This window comes from Iamia sp. SCSIO 61187 (genome assembly GCF_019443745.1).
Taxonomy (GTDB): domain Bacteria; phylum Actinomycetota; class Acidimicrobiia; order Acidimicrobiales; family Iamiaceae; genus Iamia.
On sequence record NZ_CP050948.1, the window covers coordinates 613,148 to 628,212 of the forward strand.

Here is a 15,065-nt window from a genome sequence, read left to right on the forward strand (position 1 = left end):
TCAGCGATCCGGACCGAGGAGGCCCTCATGCTCGACGCCGTGCCCGCCCTGCTCCCCGACCTGCGCGGCCTCTACGAGGACCTCCACGCCCACCCCGAGCTGTCCTTCCAGGAGCACCGGACCGCCGGCATCCTCGCGGACCGCCTCCAGGCGCTCGGGTACGAGGTCACCGCCGACGTGGGTCGCACCGGGGTGGTGGCCACCATGGAGAACGGGCCTGGGCCGACCGTCCTGCTCCGCGCCGACATCGATGCCCTGCCCGTCGAGGAGGACACCGGGCTCGCCTACGCCAGCACCGTGCGAGCCCGCGACGCCAGCGGCCGCGACGTCCCCGTGGCCCACGCCTGCGGCCACGACATGCACGCCGCCTGGCTCGTCGGCGCCGCCACCGTCCTGGCCCACCACCGCGACGGCTGGGCCGGGTCGCTGCTGCTGGTCGTGCAACCGGCCGAGGAGCTCGGTGCCGGGGCCCGGGCCATGCTCGACGACGGGCTCTACGAGCGCTTCGGGCGCCCCGACGTGGTCCTGGGCCAGCACGCCGCCCCCGCCCCGGCCGGCTGGGTGCTGCACCGGGCCGGGCCGATGATGGCCGCCAGCGACGCCGTCGAGGTCGTCCTCCACGGGCGCGGGGGGCACGGCTCGGCCCCCCAGAACACCGTGGACCCGGCGGTGCTGGCCGCCTCGACCGTCCTGCGCCTCCAGACCATCGTGTCCCGCGAGGTCGACCCGGCCGAGACGGCGGTGGTGACGGTGGGCCGGCTCCAGGTCGGCACCAAGGAGAACATCATCGCCGACCGGGCCGAGCTGGGGCTCAGCATCCGGACCTTCCAGCCCCACGTCCGGGCCCAGGTGCTCGCAGCGATCACCCGCATCGTCGAGGGCGAGTGCCAGACGGCCGGCTGCGCCCGCAAGCCGGAGATCACCGAGGGCTACGCCCTGCCGGTGGTCGACAACGACGCCGCCGCGACCGAGCGGATCGCCGCCGCCTTCGCCGCCCACTTCGGCCCCGAGCGGTCGATGCCGGGGCCGGTCGCCACCGGGAGCGAGGACTTCGGGTTCTTCGGCGAGCAGGCCGAGGTGCCGTCGGTGTTCTGGTTCGTCGGGGTCACCGACCCCGAGCTGGTGCGCCGGGCGTTCGAGGAGGGCCGCTTCGCCGAGGACGTCCCCTACAACCACTCGCCCCGGTTCGCCCCCGTCCAGGACCCGTCGATCGCCACCGGGGTCGAGGCCCTCGTGACCGCCGCCCTCTGCTGGCTGGCCCCGGGCTGACGCCCTCCTGCGACAGCCGGGGGCGGTCCCGTCCCGGAGGTGTCGCGAGCGCTCCTCAGCGCAGGGCCCAGGGGCGGGGCGCCTCGCCGGTGTCGACGGTGACCAGGCGGAGCCGGGCCTCGTCCTCCATCGCCGCCGAGCGGTGGCGGTTGGCGACGCACCAGCACGTGGACCACAGGGCCCACACCTCGTCGAGGCGGTGCTCGCGGGCCCGGGCGGTGAGCGGGGCGCCGTAGGCGCCGTCGAAGGCGTCGAGATCGTCGTCGGGTCGGCCGTACCAGCGGACGAAGGCGACGGTCGGGGCGGCGTCGTAGGAGCGGGGACCCCACCCGGCCAGCTCCAGGTCGACGAGCACGGGACCGTCCCGGCCGATCACGACGTTGCCGGCGTGCAGGTCGCCGTGCAGCACGGCGCCGCCGTCGACGGCCAGGTCGGCCTCGTCGACCTCGTCCCCGCGCCCGGCGGCGGCGGCGAGGGCGCGGGCCCTCTCGACCGCGGCCGCCCAGACCGGCTCCAGCCGGGTGGCGGCCCGGCGGAGGATGCCCAGCTCGTCGTCGGTGGTCCGGCCGGCCGGGATGGCCACCTCGAGCTGGGCCAGCCCGGCGCCGAGCGGGTCGCACTCGACCAGGCCCCGGGGGTCGAGGACGCCGGTGGTGCCGTGGAGCCGGGCGGCCAGGGCGGCGAGGGTCGCCGGGTCGGCGACGGCGTCCCGGTCGACGTCGGGCACCTCCCGCCACGCCGTCACCAGCCAGCCGTCGATCGGCGCCGGTCCGGCGAGCCGCCGGGCGGCCGGGACGCCGGCGTCGGCGAGGAGGGCGGCGACGGCGGCCTCCTGCCGCGGCCCGGTGGTGCCACCGGGGACGGCGAAGGTCCGCACCCGCGAGGCCGGGAACACGACCACGTGGCGGGTCGCGGCCCGCACCACCTCGGCCCCGGTGGCGTCGAGCCCGAAGGTGGCGGCGAGGACGTCGATGTCGGGTGGGGCGGGCGCCGGGACGACCAGCGGTCCGGCGACCAACGTCCTCCGTCCCCCCCACCCCTCTGATCGGCCTCGCTCCGCTCGGAGGGCCATGACCTAGGCCGCCCCGCGGGTCTCGACCCAGTCGGCGACGAGGGCGCCGAGGACGGGGAGGCTGATGGTCGACGACCCCAGGACGACGTCGTGGAATCCCGGGAGGTCGAAGCGGTCGCCCAGCGTGCGGGTCGCCCCCTCCCGCAGCCGGAGGATCTCCCGCTGGCCGATCTTGTAGGCGAGGGCCTGACCGGGGATGGCGAGGTAGCGGTCGACCTCGGTGGTGATCTCGTCGACGCCGACCGGCATGTGCTCGACCATGTGGTCGATGGCCTGCTGGCGGCTCCACCCCAGGGCGTGCATCCCCGTGTCGACCACCAGGCGGCAGGCGCGCCAGGCGTCGTTGACCAGCATCCCGACCCGGTCGAGGTCGGTGGCGTAGAGGTCCATCTCGTCGGCCAGCCGCTCGGAGTAGAGGGCCCAGCCCTCGACGAACGCGGTGTGGCCGGTGCCGAAGCGCTGAAACGCGGGGAGGTCGTCGAGCTCGCCGGCGATGGCCAGCTGGAGGTGGTGCCCGGGGATCGACTCGTGGAACGCCACCGACGCGGTGTCGAAGCGGTTGCGCTCGGCCGGGTCGTGGGTGTTGACGAAGTAGGTGCCGGGCCGGCTGCCGTCGGCCGCGGGCGGGAAGTAGTAGGCGCCGGGAGCGTCGGCGGCGAGCATCGCGGGGACCGCCTTGACCTCGCACGGGCTGACGGGCAGGCGTCCGAACCAGTCGCCCATGACCTCGGCGGCGGCGGCGACGCAGCGGCGGGCGTCGTCGAGCGGCTCCTCGGGGCGGGCCGGGTCGTAGCGCAGCGCCGGGTCGGTGCGCAGGCGCTCGAAGATCTCCGGCAGGGCGCGGACGCCGAACATCTGCTGGCCCAGCTCGGCCAGCTGCTCGTCGATGGCGGCCAGCTCGTCGAGCCCGATCTGGTGGATGGCGGCGGGCTCGAGGTCGAGGCCGGTGTTGGAGCGGATCAGGACCCGGTACAGGGCGTCACCGTCGTCGAGGGCGCACAGGCCGGGCTCGTCGTCGCCGCGGGCGACGGGCAGCAGCTCCTCGCGCAGCACGGCGCCGTAGCGGGCGAAGGCGGGGCGGACGACCTCCTCGGCCGCACCGCGGAGCGCATCGCGCCACGCCGCCTCTCCGTCCCAGTCGGTCGGGCCCTCGTAGGCCGTGAACGGGTCGCGGTCGAGCGGCGAGGCCAGGTAGCCGTCGACCTGGTGCAGTGCCCGCTCGACGACGACGCGGGGCGGGGTGCGCCCGGCGGCCAGCCCGGCCCGGAAGCGCTCGATGGCCCCGTCGACGAGGGTGCCCACCTTCCGCTGGCGCTCGACCAGGTCGAGGGCGTTCTGGGGCTCGGGCGCGTTGATCTGCGGCGCGGAGGTGAGGAGGTCGGCGGCCAGGCCGTCCATCTGGTCGTACCGCAGCTCGGCGATGCGGTGGTCGATGTGCTCCACCGCCTCCGACAGCTCCTGGAACAGGAGGTTGTGGGTGACCCTCTCGGCCAGCGGGGCGTCGTCGACGTCGACCTCGGCCACCCGCTCCAGCAGCTCGCTCCACCGGGCGCGCTGCTCGGCCTCGGCGGCGACGCTCACGTCCTCGATCTCGGTGTCGAAGCGCCGGTCGCCGAGGAAGGTCGCGTAGGTCGGGTTGGCGCGCAGGACGGCCTCCCAGTACTCGTCGGCCAGGGCGCGGATCGGCGTCGGCTCGCTGAGGTCGGTCATGGGGACATCATGCCCCTCGGCCTCGGGAGCGTCGTTGCGCCTCTGTGAAGGCTGTGCGTCCGGTGGGCGCGGCGCCTGGTGGGTCCCGGTCAGGTGCCCCGGATGCCGCGCAGGCCGGCCCAGGCCAGGTTGGCCACCCGGTGGGCCAGGGCGTCGGGGTCCGGTTCCGATGCGGTGCCGGCGAGCGAGTGGCGGCTCGTCACCTCGGCGATGCCGACGATGCCGCGGGCCAGGAGCAGGCGGTCCTCGTCGCCCAGGCCGTCGACCTCGATCAGGGTGGCGATCGACTGGGCGAAGGTCTCCTCCACGCGGAGGACGACCTCGGTGAGGTCGTCGTCGCGCCGGCTGTCGGCGGTGAACAGGAGCCGGAAGGCGTCCCGGTGCTCGGTGACGAAGCGGAAGTAGACGCGGAACCCGGCCTCGACCTGCTCGCGGGGTGAGGCGGCGTCGGCGGTGGCCTTGACGACGGCGGCCTCCAGCCGGTCCGACACGTCGGCCACCAGCTCGAGGTAGAGGGCCCGCTTGGAGGTGAAGTGCTGGTAGAGCACGGGCTTGGTGACCCCGGCGGCCTCGGCCACCTGGTCCATGCTCACGCCCGAGTAGCCCCGCTCGGCGAACTCGCCCAGGGCCACGTCGAGGAGCTGGCGCCGACGGGCGGCGGCGGGGAGGCGAGCGGCCATCGCCCGAGGTTACCGACCAGTAGGTCCCTCTCCGCCACGACGCCCGCACCCAGCGCGAGCCCGCACGTCCGGCCCGAGGAGCCGCCAGGAGCGGGGAGGACGGCTGGGTGCCTCGGAGCGAGCGCCAGCGAGCGGAGAGATCTGCGGTCACGGCGATGGCAGACGGGACCGGGACGCGGAGGGGCCCGCCCGGACTGCGGCGGAGCCGCATGTCCGGGCGGGCCCGAGCCCCGGGGGCGGGGGGAGGGGGTGACCCCAGGACTCGGGCCCTGCCACGGTCTTGCCCATCATGCCAGAGGATGGCCGATATGGGAATGACTGAGAGGGCGCTTCTGACGACCGCCGGCGCATGCTAGCCCCGTCACCTGACCCGCGGGTCAAGTGACGGGGCTACTGTCCCGCCCCGTCCGATGTGGAGGTGGTGGCTGTGCCCGTCGTGCCCGAGATCCAGGCCCTGCTCGACCAGCTGGCGGCGGCGCCGCTCGACATCAGCGAGGTCGACCCGCCGACGATGCGGGCGCTGTACGCCGCCCTGCGCGCCGCCGACGGCGAGCCCGTCGCGGTGGGGCCGGTCGCCGACGTCGCCATCCCCGGGCCCGGCGGCGACATCCCGGCTCGGGTGTACCGGCCCACGGCCGACGGCATCGCCCCGGTCCTCGTCTGGTACCACGGCGGCGGGTGGACGATCGGGGACGTCGAGACCTCGGACCCCACCGCTCGCAAGCTGTGCCTGCGCGCTGGCGTGGTGGTGGTGTCGGTCGACTACCGGCTGGCGCCGGAGCACCCGTACCCCGCCGCCCCCGACGACGCCTGGGCCGCGCTGACCTGGGTGGCCGAGCACATCGGGGAGCACGGCGGCGACCCGGCGCGCCTCGCCGTCGGCGGCGACTCGGCCGGCGGGAACCTGGCCGCCCTGGTGGCCATCCGGGCCCGCGACGCCGGCGGGCCGGCGATCCGTCACCAGCTGCTCGTGTACCCGGCGACCGACCTGACGATGGCGCACCCGTCGATCACCGAGAACGGCGAGGGGTACTTCCTGACGAAGGCGACCATGGACTGGTTCGTGGACCACTACCTGGGCGCCGACCGGTCCCACGGCGACCCGGCCTCACCCGCCGTCTCGCCGCTCGTCGTCGAGGACCTGGCCGGGCTGCCGTCGGCGCAGGTGCTGACGGCCGAGTTCGACCCGCTGCGCGACGAGGGTGACGCCTACGCCGCCCGGCTGGCCGACGCCGGGGTGCCGGTCGACCACGTCTCGGGTCCCGGTCTGGTCCACGGCTTCTTCGCCATGGGTGACGTCTCACCCGACGCCGATGCGGCTGCCGTCGCCGCCGCCGAGCGCCTGCGGGCGGCCCTGGCGTAGCCGGTGATCGAGATCCCCGAGCTGGTCCGGAACAAGGCCCTCGCCGCCGGTGCCGACGCCTGGCTGGAGGGGCTGCCCGCCCTCGTGGCCGTCCTCGAGCAGGAGTGGGGGATCGATGTCGGACCGCCCTACCCGGACGGGACGGAGGCGTACGTCGCCCCCGCCGTGCTCGACGGGGGGACCGAGGCGGTCCTCAAGCTCTGCATCCCGAGGTCCCTCGACGCCGCCCGGCGCGAGATCGTGACGCTCCGGCTGGCCGACGGCGCGGGGTGCGCCGCCCTCCTCCGCCACGACCTCGATCGCGGCGCCCTGCTCCTCGAGCGGCTCGGGCCGTCGATGGCGGACCTGGACCTGCCGCTGGAGGAGCGGACGAGCGCCTTGCTGGACGCCGCCCGCCGGATGTGGCGCCCGGCCCCCGACGTCGACCTGCCGACCGGTGCCGAGAAGGCCCGCGACCTGGCGGCCTACGTGACGCGCACCTGGGAGGAGCTGGGGCGGCCCTGCCACGAGGCGACGGTCGAGCACGCCCTGGCCTGCGCTGCCTCCCGGGAGGCCGGCTTCGTCCCCGAGCGGGCCGTGCTCGTCCACGGCGACGTCCACCAGTGGAACGCCCTGCGCGCCGGCGACGGGTGGAAGCTGGTCGATCCCGACGGGCTGCGGGCCGAGCCCGAGCTCGACCTGGGGATCTTGCTGCGCGAGGACCCCGACACCCCCGCCGCCCTCCGGGCGCGGTGCCGGTGGCTGGCCGACCGCACCGGCCTCGACCCCACCGCCATCTGGGAGTGGGGCGTGGTCGAGCGGGTGTCGACCGGTCTGGTGTGCACCGAGATCGGGCTCCAGCCCGTCGGGCGCGACATGCTCCGCGCCGCCGACCAGGTCGCCCGGGAGCGCTGAGCAACGCCGTCTGCTCGTTCTGTCAACCCTCGTGCGCCTCTGCTGCGCATGAGGGTTGACAGAAGGGGTCACGGGACCGAGGTGGTGCCGGTCGTGGTGCCGCCGGGGCCGGAGGCGGTGAGGGTGTAGGCGCCCGGGCCGGGGGAGCAGCCGGTGGCGGTGCCGATCGTCGGCTGGGGGCCGCCCGGGGCGCCGGGGCCCGAGATGGTCACCGAGTCGGTTCCCGCCGTGCGCCAGCTCAGGGCGATGCGGGCCGAGGCGGTGGTGCAGAGCGACCCCGGGGCGGGGGCGCGGGTGGCCGAGAACGAGACGATCGTCGGCGCCGGTGGGGGTGGGGGTGGTGGTGCGGTGGTGGTCGGCGCCGGGGCGGGGGCCGTGGTGGTGGGAGCCGGATCGGGGTTGGGGCCGAGGCCGAGGTCGGGCTCGACCTCGATGTTCGCCGAGGGGCCGGTGGTCGGCGGCGCCGGTGGGGTCGGGGCCGGGAGCGACCCGGGCGGGACACTCGTCGTCGGCGCCGTCGTGGTCGAGGTCGGGGTCGTCGTGGTCGAGGTCGGGGTCGTCGTGGTCGAGGCCTGCTCGGTGGTGGTCGGGACGGTGGTCGAGGTGGTCGCGTCGGTCGCCACCTCCTCGGGGTCGGTCGCCCCGTCGTCGCCGAGCAGCACGATGGCGGCGACCACCACCAGGACGAGCACGGCGGCGGCCGCGGCCACGGCGGCCGGCCGGCGGGCCGACCGGGCGACCGGACCACCCGGCCCGGCGTCCGCCGGATCGCCGGATGCGTCGCCCGCGTCGGCGTCCTCGCCCACGAGGGCGGCCGGTGGCTCTCCCACCGGCACCCCGGCCTCGGCCAGCCCGTCGCGGATGGCGGTGATGACGGCGGGGGCGACGACGAGCAGGGGGGCGGCGGCGAACAGAGCGTCGGGCGCCAGCCGGCCCTCCTGGCGGCGGGCGCACGCCTCGCAGTCGGCCACGTGGGCCGTGGTGACGCGCACGGCGTCGGCCCCGAAGGCCTCCACGCCGGCGGCCACGAGGGTGCGGCCCAGCTCGGGGCACGCCGGGTGGCCGGCCCGCCAGAGCACGCACGCCCGGACGGCGTCGCCGAGCCGGGCCCGCAGGCGGAACAGCGCCTGGTGGGCGGTGTTGGCCGCCACACCGAGCTCCTCGGCGATCTCGCCCGGCGACAGACCGTGGCGCAGGTGCAGGTCCAGCACGCTGGCATCCCGCGGCCCCAGGGCGGCTGCCGCCGCCCACACCAGGTCGACGTCCTCGGACCGCGACGCCGCGGTCGCGGCCTCGTCGTCCGGGATCGCTCGTCGATCCACCATCTCCATCGTCTCCTCGTCGCCGACGGGGACGGACCGCCGCTCCCGCTCGAGCCGGTTGAGCGCCCGGTTGCGACCGATGCGCAGCACCCAGCCCCCGAACGACTCGACCTGCTCGAGCCGGTCGAGCCCCGTCCAGGCGGCGAGGAAGGCGTCCTGGGCCACCTCGGCCGCCACCTCCCGGTCGCGGACGATGCGGAAGGCGACGTCGAGCACGCGCACCGACCAGCGGTCGAAGAGCACGCCGAAGGCCTGCCCGTCGCCGGCCTGGGCGGCGCGCACCAGCTCGGCGTCGTCCACGGGGGTCTTCAGGTCCATCGCCGCTCCTGACCGCTCGGAGGGGGACGCCTTACATCTTGCCGGGGTCGGCTCCGAGGTGCCCGCCGGCCCGCGGGGTCGGGCCACCGGCGCCCCTCGGGCGGCCCGGGGTCGGAGGCACCGTCGTCCCCGGCGCCGTCGGCCCGGCCGGGGGGATCTCCCCGGCGCCGAGCCGTAAGCGCCTCGGCGGCGGCCGGTCAGGACGGGCACCACACACACCCGACCCCTCCCAGGAGGAAACGTGAACCGCACCACCCGCCGCCTGACCGCCGCCCTGGCGCTCGCCCTCGGCCTCGGCCTGGCCCCGACCGCCGCCGGCGCCGCCGACGGCGACGCCACCCTGCGGCCGACCCCGCTGCCCGCCGTCGGGGCCGACGGCTACGCCATCCCGACCCCCACACCCCCGCCCCCGGTCGGCTCCGACGACCTCGCCGTGGCGCGCCCCTCGCTGTCGATCGAGCTCGACGCCATCGACGAGGTCGACTTCCACATGCCCGGTCGGCTCGTCCTCTCCTCGCCGCTCGACGTCGACCTGTCCACCCAGGTGCAGGTGCTGTTCCCCGACGCCGACCCCGAGGACGTCAGCTGCCCCGAGGTCGACTTCGGCCTCCCGTGCTCGTGGACGTTCGGCGTCGATGTGCCGGCCGGCGCCACCGAGGTGCCGTTCGAGCTCGAGATCCTCGACGACCAGGTCGACGAGGACGCCGAGGTCCTGCGGGTCGCCGTCACCTCCACCCACCCCGACTCCGCCGTGCAGGTCGGTCCGGCGGCCGACGCCCTGATCTACGACGGCGCCGGTCTCGAGGTGGCCATCGTCGACGATCCCGAGGCCGCCGAGGGCGACCCCGGATCGGACGGCACCCTGGACCTCGTCGTCGAGGCGAACCAGGCCGTGCCCCACCCGGTGACGTTCCGGGTCCGCACCGGCGTGGTCGGCGGCTACAACGGCGCCCTGCCCGGCGTCGACCACCAGGCCGTCGACGTGGTGGTCGAGCTGCCCGCCGGCGACACCACGCGCACCGTCGAGGTGCCCCTCGTGGGCGACGACCTGGTCGAGCCGGACGAGCTGCTCTTCGGGTCCGTCGAGGATCCCTCGCACGGCGCCATCGCCTTCGACGGAGGCACCACCGTGGCCCGCATCCTGGACGACGACGTCGCCGTCGGCGGCTGGTCGCGACCGGGCGGGTTCACGACCCGGTAGCGGCTACCAGTCGTCGTCGCGGTCGGCCCGGTCGGCCGCCTTGACGGCGTAGCCGAAGACGATGGCCGGGGCGAGGACGATCGAACCCACCACCAGGCAGGCGACGATCAGGGTGACGACCCAGTCCTCGAGCCCGACCACGAAGCCGACCAGGAAGGCCACGATGGCCAGCCCGAACAACCCGTAGCCGAGCCTCTGGCCCAGATCGACCCATCGGGCGATCTGGGCCCGGCGCGCCAGGACCGGGTCGCCGTCGGGGTCGGGGCGGGGTCCGGACGGCATGGCCTCAGCCTGCCGTCCGGTCCCGGTCGGGGGCGAACCGGACCGGCCGGGCACAGGTCGGTACCACGTCCTCCGACCCCGCCCGCGCCCTGAGGGGGTCGGCTCCGCCGACGCCGTACCCTGCGGCGGTGCGGACGTCCCACCACACCGACCACGAACGCGAGGACCTGGTCGCCCGGAAGCGGGCCGATGGTGTGACCGCCTCCCTCGTCCTCCCCGCCCGGGACGAGGAGGCCACCATCGCCCGGGTGCTGGAGGCGTACCTCCCGCTGCGCGACGAGGGGCTGCTCGACGAGGTGCTGGTGGTCGACTCGCTCTCCGGTGACGCCACCGCCGCCGTGGCCCGGGAGGCCGGCGCCACCGTCGTGGCCGTGGGGGACGTGCACCCCGCCATCCCCGCCCGGCGGGGCAAGGGCGAGGCCCTGTGGCGGGGCGTGCTCGCCAGCACCGGCGACATCGTCGTGTTCGCCGACGCCGACGTCCTCGACGCCGGCCCCCACTACGTGGTCGGGCTCCTCGGTCCGTTCCTGGACGACCCGGCGGTGCAGCTGGTCAAGGGCTTCTACGAGCGACCCATCGTCGGCGCCGACGGGGCCGTCGAGGAGCACGGCGGACGGGTCACCGAGCTGGTGGCCCGCCCCCTGCTCAGCCTGTTCCGCCCGGAGCTGGCCCGGCTCGTCCAACCTCTCGCCGGCGAGTACGCGGGGCGTCGCTCCCTGCTCGAGGCGGTGGCCTTCCCGGTCGGCTACGGCGTCGAGATCGCCCTGCTGCTCGACGCCTTCGGCCGCCACGGCGGGGCCGGGCTGGCCCAGGTCGACCTGGGCCGGCGCACCCACCGGCGCCAGTCGCAGCAGCAGCTCGGGGTGATGGCCGCCGAGGTGATGGCGGCGGCGCTGCGCCGGCTCGGGCTCGACCCGACCGACGACGTCATGCACCAGTTCGCCCCCGAGGGCCACGGCGCCATCGCCACCGCCCTCGCGGTGGACGAGCGCCCGCCGATCGCCTCCCTCTGACCGGGGACCACGGATGGTGCCAGGCACCATCCGTGGTCTCCGCTACCGCTCCTGGAGGGTGGCCACGTCGGGGCCGGCGTCGTCGACCGCGGCCACGACCCGGTCCCAGCCGGTCGCGTCGTCCTTGAGGTGGGCGTCGTAGAAGGCCAGCGTCGCCTCGGTGACCACGGTGCCCCAGTCGTCGACCGGGCCGTCGAAGTAGCCGTCGTCGTGCACCGCGTCGGTGAGGGTGATGAACCCGCCGGGGGCGTCGATGACGTCCTCCCACGCCATGAGGGCCGCGCTGATGGGGGTGGCGGTGTCGGGACCGGTGTCGGCACCGCCGTGGAACATGAGCAGCGGCCGATCGGTGGTCGAGGGGTCCTGCTCCTCGCTCGAGAGCGGGAACCAGATCCCGGCGAACTCGGTGACGACGTCGATGCGGGGATCGGCGCAGCAGGCGTTGAACCCCACGCTCAGGGCGGTGATGGCGCCGAAGGACTGGCCGCCCACGCCGATGCGCTCGGCGTCGACGATCCCACCGAGCTCCTCGTCGCCCCCGTCGGGACCGAGGTCGGCCAGGGCGGTGTCGATCAGGAACGAGACGTCGCCGGTCTGGTTCTCCACCTCGTCGAACTTGGTCCCGCCCGGCGTGCCCTCCGACGACAGCGGGAAGTCGGGGGCGACGATGACGTAGCCGGCCGAGGCCCAGGCGCTCAGCGTGCCCTCGTAGTGGTCCCCGGCCCGGCTGCTGCCGTGCCCGAACACGATCAACGGCCAGGGCCCGGGCTCGCCCTCGGGGGCGTAGACGACGACGTCCAGGGTGCGCTCGGGGAGCTCCGGCTGGCCGCCGTGCGCCGGGGTGGTCCGGGTGGTGTCGACCCAGGTGCGCCGGGCCTCGGACACCTCGTAGGTGCCGAGGGGGCTCGCCGCGCCCTCGGCCGGCGCCGCCGTGGTGGCGTCCGACCCGGCGGCCGTCGTGGAGGGGTCGTCCGACGCCGGGGCGGTGCCCTCGGCGGTGGTGCCGTCACCGTCGTCGGAGCACCCGACGGCGGCGAGGGCCAGCAGGCCCGCGAGGAGGAGGAGCAGGAGGCGGCGCATCAGTGGTTCAGCTTCGCGTGGATGCCCTTGGTCGCCTTGTACATGGCGACGAAGGCGTCGTAGAGGGGCTCGTAGGTGGCGGTGGTCGACCGGTCGGGCGTGAACTCCCGCTCGACGGCGACGAGGCCGTCGAGCTCGTCGACGGTCATCTCGCCGAGGGCGACCCAGGACACGAGGGCCGCCCCCCGCGTGCCGGCGTGCTGGAAGTCCTCGACCCGGCGGATCGGGCGCTGCAGCACGTCGGCGTGGATCTGGCACCACAGGTCCGACCGGGCCCCGCCCCCGATGACGACGATGGGGCCGAGCGGCGCCTTGGTGAACGACTCCACCGCCTCCATCAGCCACCGGGAGTTGTAGGCGACGCCCTCGAGGATCGACCGCAGCATGTCGGCCCGGTCGTGCGAGAGCGACAGGTTGGTCCAGCCGCCCCGGATCGTGTGGTCGTCGACCGGGGTGCGCTCGCCGTTCAGCCACGGCAGGTAGATCAGCCCGTTGCTCCCCGAGGGGGCCTCCGCCGCCACCTCGTTGAGCTCGTCGAGCGTCGCGACCAGCCGCAGCCGGTCGCAGGCGTGGAGGAGGCAGGCCCCGGCGGCCTCGTGCTCGTTGGCCAGGAAGTACTTGCCCGGCAGGGCGGCGGGGAAGGCGGCCATGTTGTTGCGGACGTCGGTGCGCTTGCCGGGTAGGTGGAAGCTCAGCCACGACGACGTCCCCAGGTACAGGTGGGGCTCGTGGTCCCGCACCGCCCCGCAGCCGACGCAGGCGGCGTGGACGTCGCCCATCGACGTGGTCACCGGCACGCCCGCGGCGATCCCCCACTCCTCGGCCACGGCAGGGAGGAGCTCGCCCACCACCGACGCCGACGGCACCAGCGTGGGGAGCTTGGCCTCGTCGACCCCGGTCCACTCGAGCAGCTGCGGGTGGTAGGCGGTGGTGTGGCGGTCGCGGTTGTCGGTGAGCCAGAGCATCACCGCGCAGTCCTGGGAGGAGACCGCCTTCCCGGTGAGGCGGAGGTTGAGGTAGTCACCGGGCTCCAGCAGCCGGTCGGCGGCGGCGTAGACCTCGGGGCGCTCCTCCTTCAGCCACAGGATGTGGGCGATCGAGTCCTTGCCGCTGAGGCTGGGGGCGGCGCCGGTGAGCTGGACCCAGCGGGCCAGCCGGCGGGGGTCGTAGCCCATGACGTTGACCCGGCCGCTCACGACCCTGCCGATGGCGGCGGCGCCGCGGCTGTCCATCCAGATGATGGCGTTGCCGATGGCGTTCCCGTCGCCGTCGACCGGCACCGTCCCGCACCACTGCGACGTGACCGAGACCCCGGCCAGGTCGGCGGCCTCGTCGGGCGCCGCCGCCACCAGGCGGTGCACCGCCGCGGTGATCGCCCGCCACCAGTCATCGGGGTCCTGCTCGGCGCCGTCGGGCGGTTGGAGGAGGAGCTCGGTCATCTCGACCTCGTGGGCGACGACCTTCCCCCGACGGTCCACGAGGGCGACCTTGGGGCCGCCGGTCCCGAGGTCGATGGCGAGGATGTGGTCGGGCATCGGTGGGTCTTCCGGAGGAGGCGGGTGGGCGGCCGGACCCTACCGACCAGAAAAGTGGACCGAGCGGTCAAGTTGTCGGTGCGGATCGTCACATGCTGTGGAAGGATGCTGAACAGCCGTCCAACAAGGCCGCCCGAACGGCCGGATACGAGGAGTGAGACGTGGAGTCACGAGCCGCCATCCTGTGGGAGCAGAACGCCGAGTGGAGCGTCGAGGACATCACCCTCGACGACCCCAAGGCCGGGGAGGTCATGGTCGAGCTGGCCGCCTCGGGCATGTGCCACTCCGACGAGCACCTGGTCACCGGTGACATGGTCCTCGACCCCGAGATCGCCAAGATGATCGGCCTCGAGCAGTTCCCCGTGATCGGCGGCCACGAGGGGGCCGGCACCGTCGTCGAGGTCGGCCCCGGCGTCACCGACCTCGCCGTCGGCGACCACGTGGCCCTCGGGTTCATCCCCGCCTGCGGCCGCTGCCCGTCGTGCGCCCGGGGCTGGCAGCACCTGTGCGACCTCGGCGCCTTCCTCCTCGCCGGCCGCCAGATCACCGACCTCACCGCCCGGCACCACGCCAAGGACGGCACCGACCTGGGCACGATGTGCTGCCTGGGCACCTTCTCCCCGGTCACCGTCGTGTCCGAGGCCAGCTGCATCAAGCTCACCGACGACATCCCCCTCGACAAGGCCGCCCTCGTGGGCTGCGGCGTCACCACCGGGTGGGGCGCGGCCGTCAACGCCGCCAACGTCCAGCCCGGCGAGACCGTCGTCGTCGTCGGCATCGGCGGCGTCGGCGCCAACGCCCTCCAGGGCGCGGCCTACGCCGGCGCCCGTCACGTCATCGCCGTCGACCCCGTCGAGTTCAAGCGGGAGCAGGCCCCGATCTTCGGCGCCACCCACACCGCCTCCAGCTTCGAGGAGGCCCAGGCGCTTGTCGGCGAGCTCACCTGGGGCGCCAACGCCGACAAGGTGATCATCACCACCGGCCAGGTCACCGGCGACATGATCGCCCCGGCCATGTCGCTGCTGGCCAAGGGTGGGCGCTGCGTCGTCGTCTCGGTGGCCGACATCAAGGCCAACGACGTCCAGCTCAACCTGTTCGAGCTCACCCTCCAGCGCAAGGAGCTCGTCGGCTGCATCTTCGGCAACGCCAACCCCCGCCGGGACATCCCCCGGCTGCTGCGCCTCTACATGGAGGGCCAGCTCAAGCTCGACGAGCTCGTGACCCGCGAGTACGACCTCGACGGCGTGAACCAGGGGTACCAGGACATGCGCGACGGGAAGAACATCCGGGGCGTCATCAAGTACTGAGGCCCCGCCGGCGCCCACC

Annotated in this window: 13 protein-coding genes; 6 read left to right on the top strand and 7 right to left on the bottom strand. The window is 74.9% G+C overall.

What is annotated here, in order from left to right:
- Nucleotides 1–27: 27 nt before the first annotated feature.
- Nucleotides 28–1,269, top strand: coding sequence for an amidohydrolase (locus HC251_RS02875; protein WP_219943818.1), 1,242 nt, complete (start codon nucleotides 28–30; stop codon nucleotides 1,267–1,269).
- Between the two features lie 55 nt (nucleotides 1,270–1,324).
- Here the strand turns inward: HC251_RS02875 and HC251_RS02880 are convergent, their stop codons facing one another.
- The 3 genes from HC251_RS02880 to HC251_RS02890 all read right to left on the bottom strand — a co-directional run bounded on the left by HC251_RS02880 (nucleotide 1,325) and on the right by HC251_RS02890 (nucleotide 4,731).
- A complete protein-coding gene (locus HC251_RS02880; protein WP_219943819.1) occupies nucleotides 1,325–2,287 on the bottom strand; it encodes a phosphotransferase in 963 nt (320 codons plus the stop codon).
- Between the two features lie 57 nt (nucleotides 2,288–2,344).
- Nucleotides 2,345–4,051, bottom strand: coding sequence for a DUF885 family protein (locus HC251_RS02885; protein ID WP_219943820.1), 1,707 nt, complete (start codon nucleotides 4,049–4,051; stop codon nucleotides 2,345–2,347).
- An 89-nt stretch (nucleotides 4,052–4,140) separates the two neighbouring features.
- Nucleotides 4,141–4,731: a TetR/AcrR family transcriptional regulator gene (locus tag HC251_RS02890; RefSeq protein WP_219943821.1), complete on the bottom strand. Its 591-nt coding sequence runs from the start codon at nucleotides 4,729–4,731 to the stop codon at nucleotides 4,141–4,143.
- Between the two features lie 427 nt (nucleotides 4,732–5,158).
- On the opposite strand from HC251_RS02890, the gene HC251_RS02895 reads away from it, so the two are divergent.
- Together HC251_RS02895 and HC251_RS02900 are read left to right on the top strand one after the other, a co-directional pair.
- A complete protein-coding gene (locus tag HC251_RS02895; protein ID WP_370651329.1) occupies nucleotides 5,159–6,094 on the top strand; it encodes an alpha/beta hydrolase in 936 nt (311 codons plus the stop codon).
- Between the two features lie 3 nt (nucleotides 6,095–6,097).
- Nucleotides 6,098–6,988 (top strand): aminoglycoside phosphotransferase family protein, encoded by an 891-nt coding sequence (locus HC251_RS02900; protein WP_219943823.1) that lies wholly within the window; start codon nucleotides 6,098–6,100, stop codon nucleotides 6,986–6,988.
- A gap of 68 nt (nucleotides 6,989–7,056) precedes the next feature.
- On the opposite strand, the gene HC251_RS02905 is transcribed toward HC251_RS02900, so the two are convergent.
- Nucleotides 7,057–8,628, bottom strand: a complete 1,572-nt coding sequence (locus HC251_RS02905; RefSeq protein WP_219943824.1) for an RNA polymerase sigma factor — start codon at nucleotides 8,626–8,628, stop codon at nucleotides 7,057–7,059.
- Nucleotides 8,629–8,869: 241 nt separating this feature from the next.
- Between HC251_RS02905 and HC251_RS02910 the strand changes: the two genes are divergently transcribed.
- Complete coding sequence (locus tag HC251_RS02910; protein ID WP_219943825.1) at nucleotides 8,870–9,829, top strand: hypothetical protein; 960 nt, start codon at nucleotides 8,870–8,872, stop codon at nucleotides 9,827–9,829.
- Nucleotides 9,830–9,832: 3 nt separating this feature from the next.
- On the opposite strand, the gene HC251_RS02915 is transcribed toward HC251_RS02910, so the two are convergent.
- Nucleotides 9,833–10,111, bottom strand: a complete 279-nt coding sequence (locus tag HC251_RS02915) for a hypothetical protein (RefSeq protein WP_219943826.1) — start codon at nucleotides 10,109–10,111, stop codon at nucleotides 9,833–9,835.
- Between the two features lie 128 nt (nucleotides 10,112–10,239).
- Here HC251_RS02915 and HC251_RS02920 point away from each other — a divergent pair, with 128 nt between their 5' ends.
- Nucleotides 10,240–11,124, top strand: coding sequence for a glucosyl-3-phosphoglycerate synthase (locus tag HC251_RS02920; protein ID WP_219943827.1), 885 nt, complete (start codon nucleotides 10,240–10,242; stop codon nucleotides 11,122–11,124).
- A gap of 42 nt (nucleotides 11,125–11,166) precedes the next feature.
- On the opposite strand, the gene HC251_RS02925 is transcribed toward HC251_RS02920, so the two are convergent.
- Nucleotides 11,167–12,204 carry a hypothetical protein gene (locus HC251_RS02925; protein ID WP_219943828.1) on the bottom strand — a complete coding sequence of 346 codons (1,038 nt, stop codon included), beginning with the start codon at nucleotides 12,202–12,204 and terminating at the stop codon, nucleotides 11,167–11,169.
- Nucleotides 12,204–13,739 (bottom strand): FGGY-family carbohydrate kinase, encoded by a 1,536-nt coding sequence (locus HC251_RS02930; protein ID WP_219943829.1) that lies wholly within the window; start codon nucleotides 13,737–13,739, stop codon nucleotides 12,204–12,206. The genes HC251_RS02925 and HC251_RS02930 overlap by 1 nt, the downstream gene beginning before the upstream one ends.
- A gap of 161 nt (nucleotides 13,740–13,900) precedes the next feature.
- Here HC251_RS02930 and HC251_RS02935 point away from each other — a divergent pair, with 161 nt between their 5' ends.
- Entirely contained in the window at nucleotides 13,901–15,046 is a 1,146-nt protein-coding gene (locus HC251_RS02935) for an NDMA-dependent alcohol dehydrogenase (protein WP_219943830.1), read from the top strand.
- Nucleotides 15,047–15,065 lie beyond the last annotated feature (19 nt).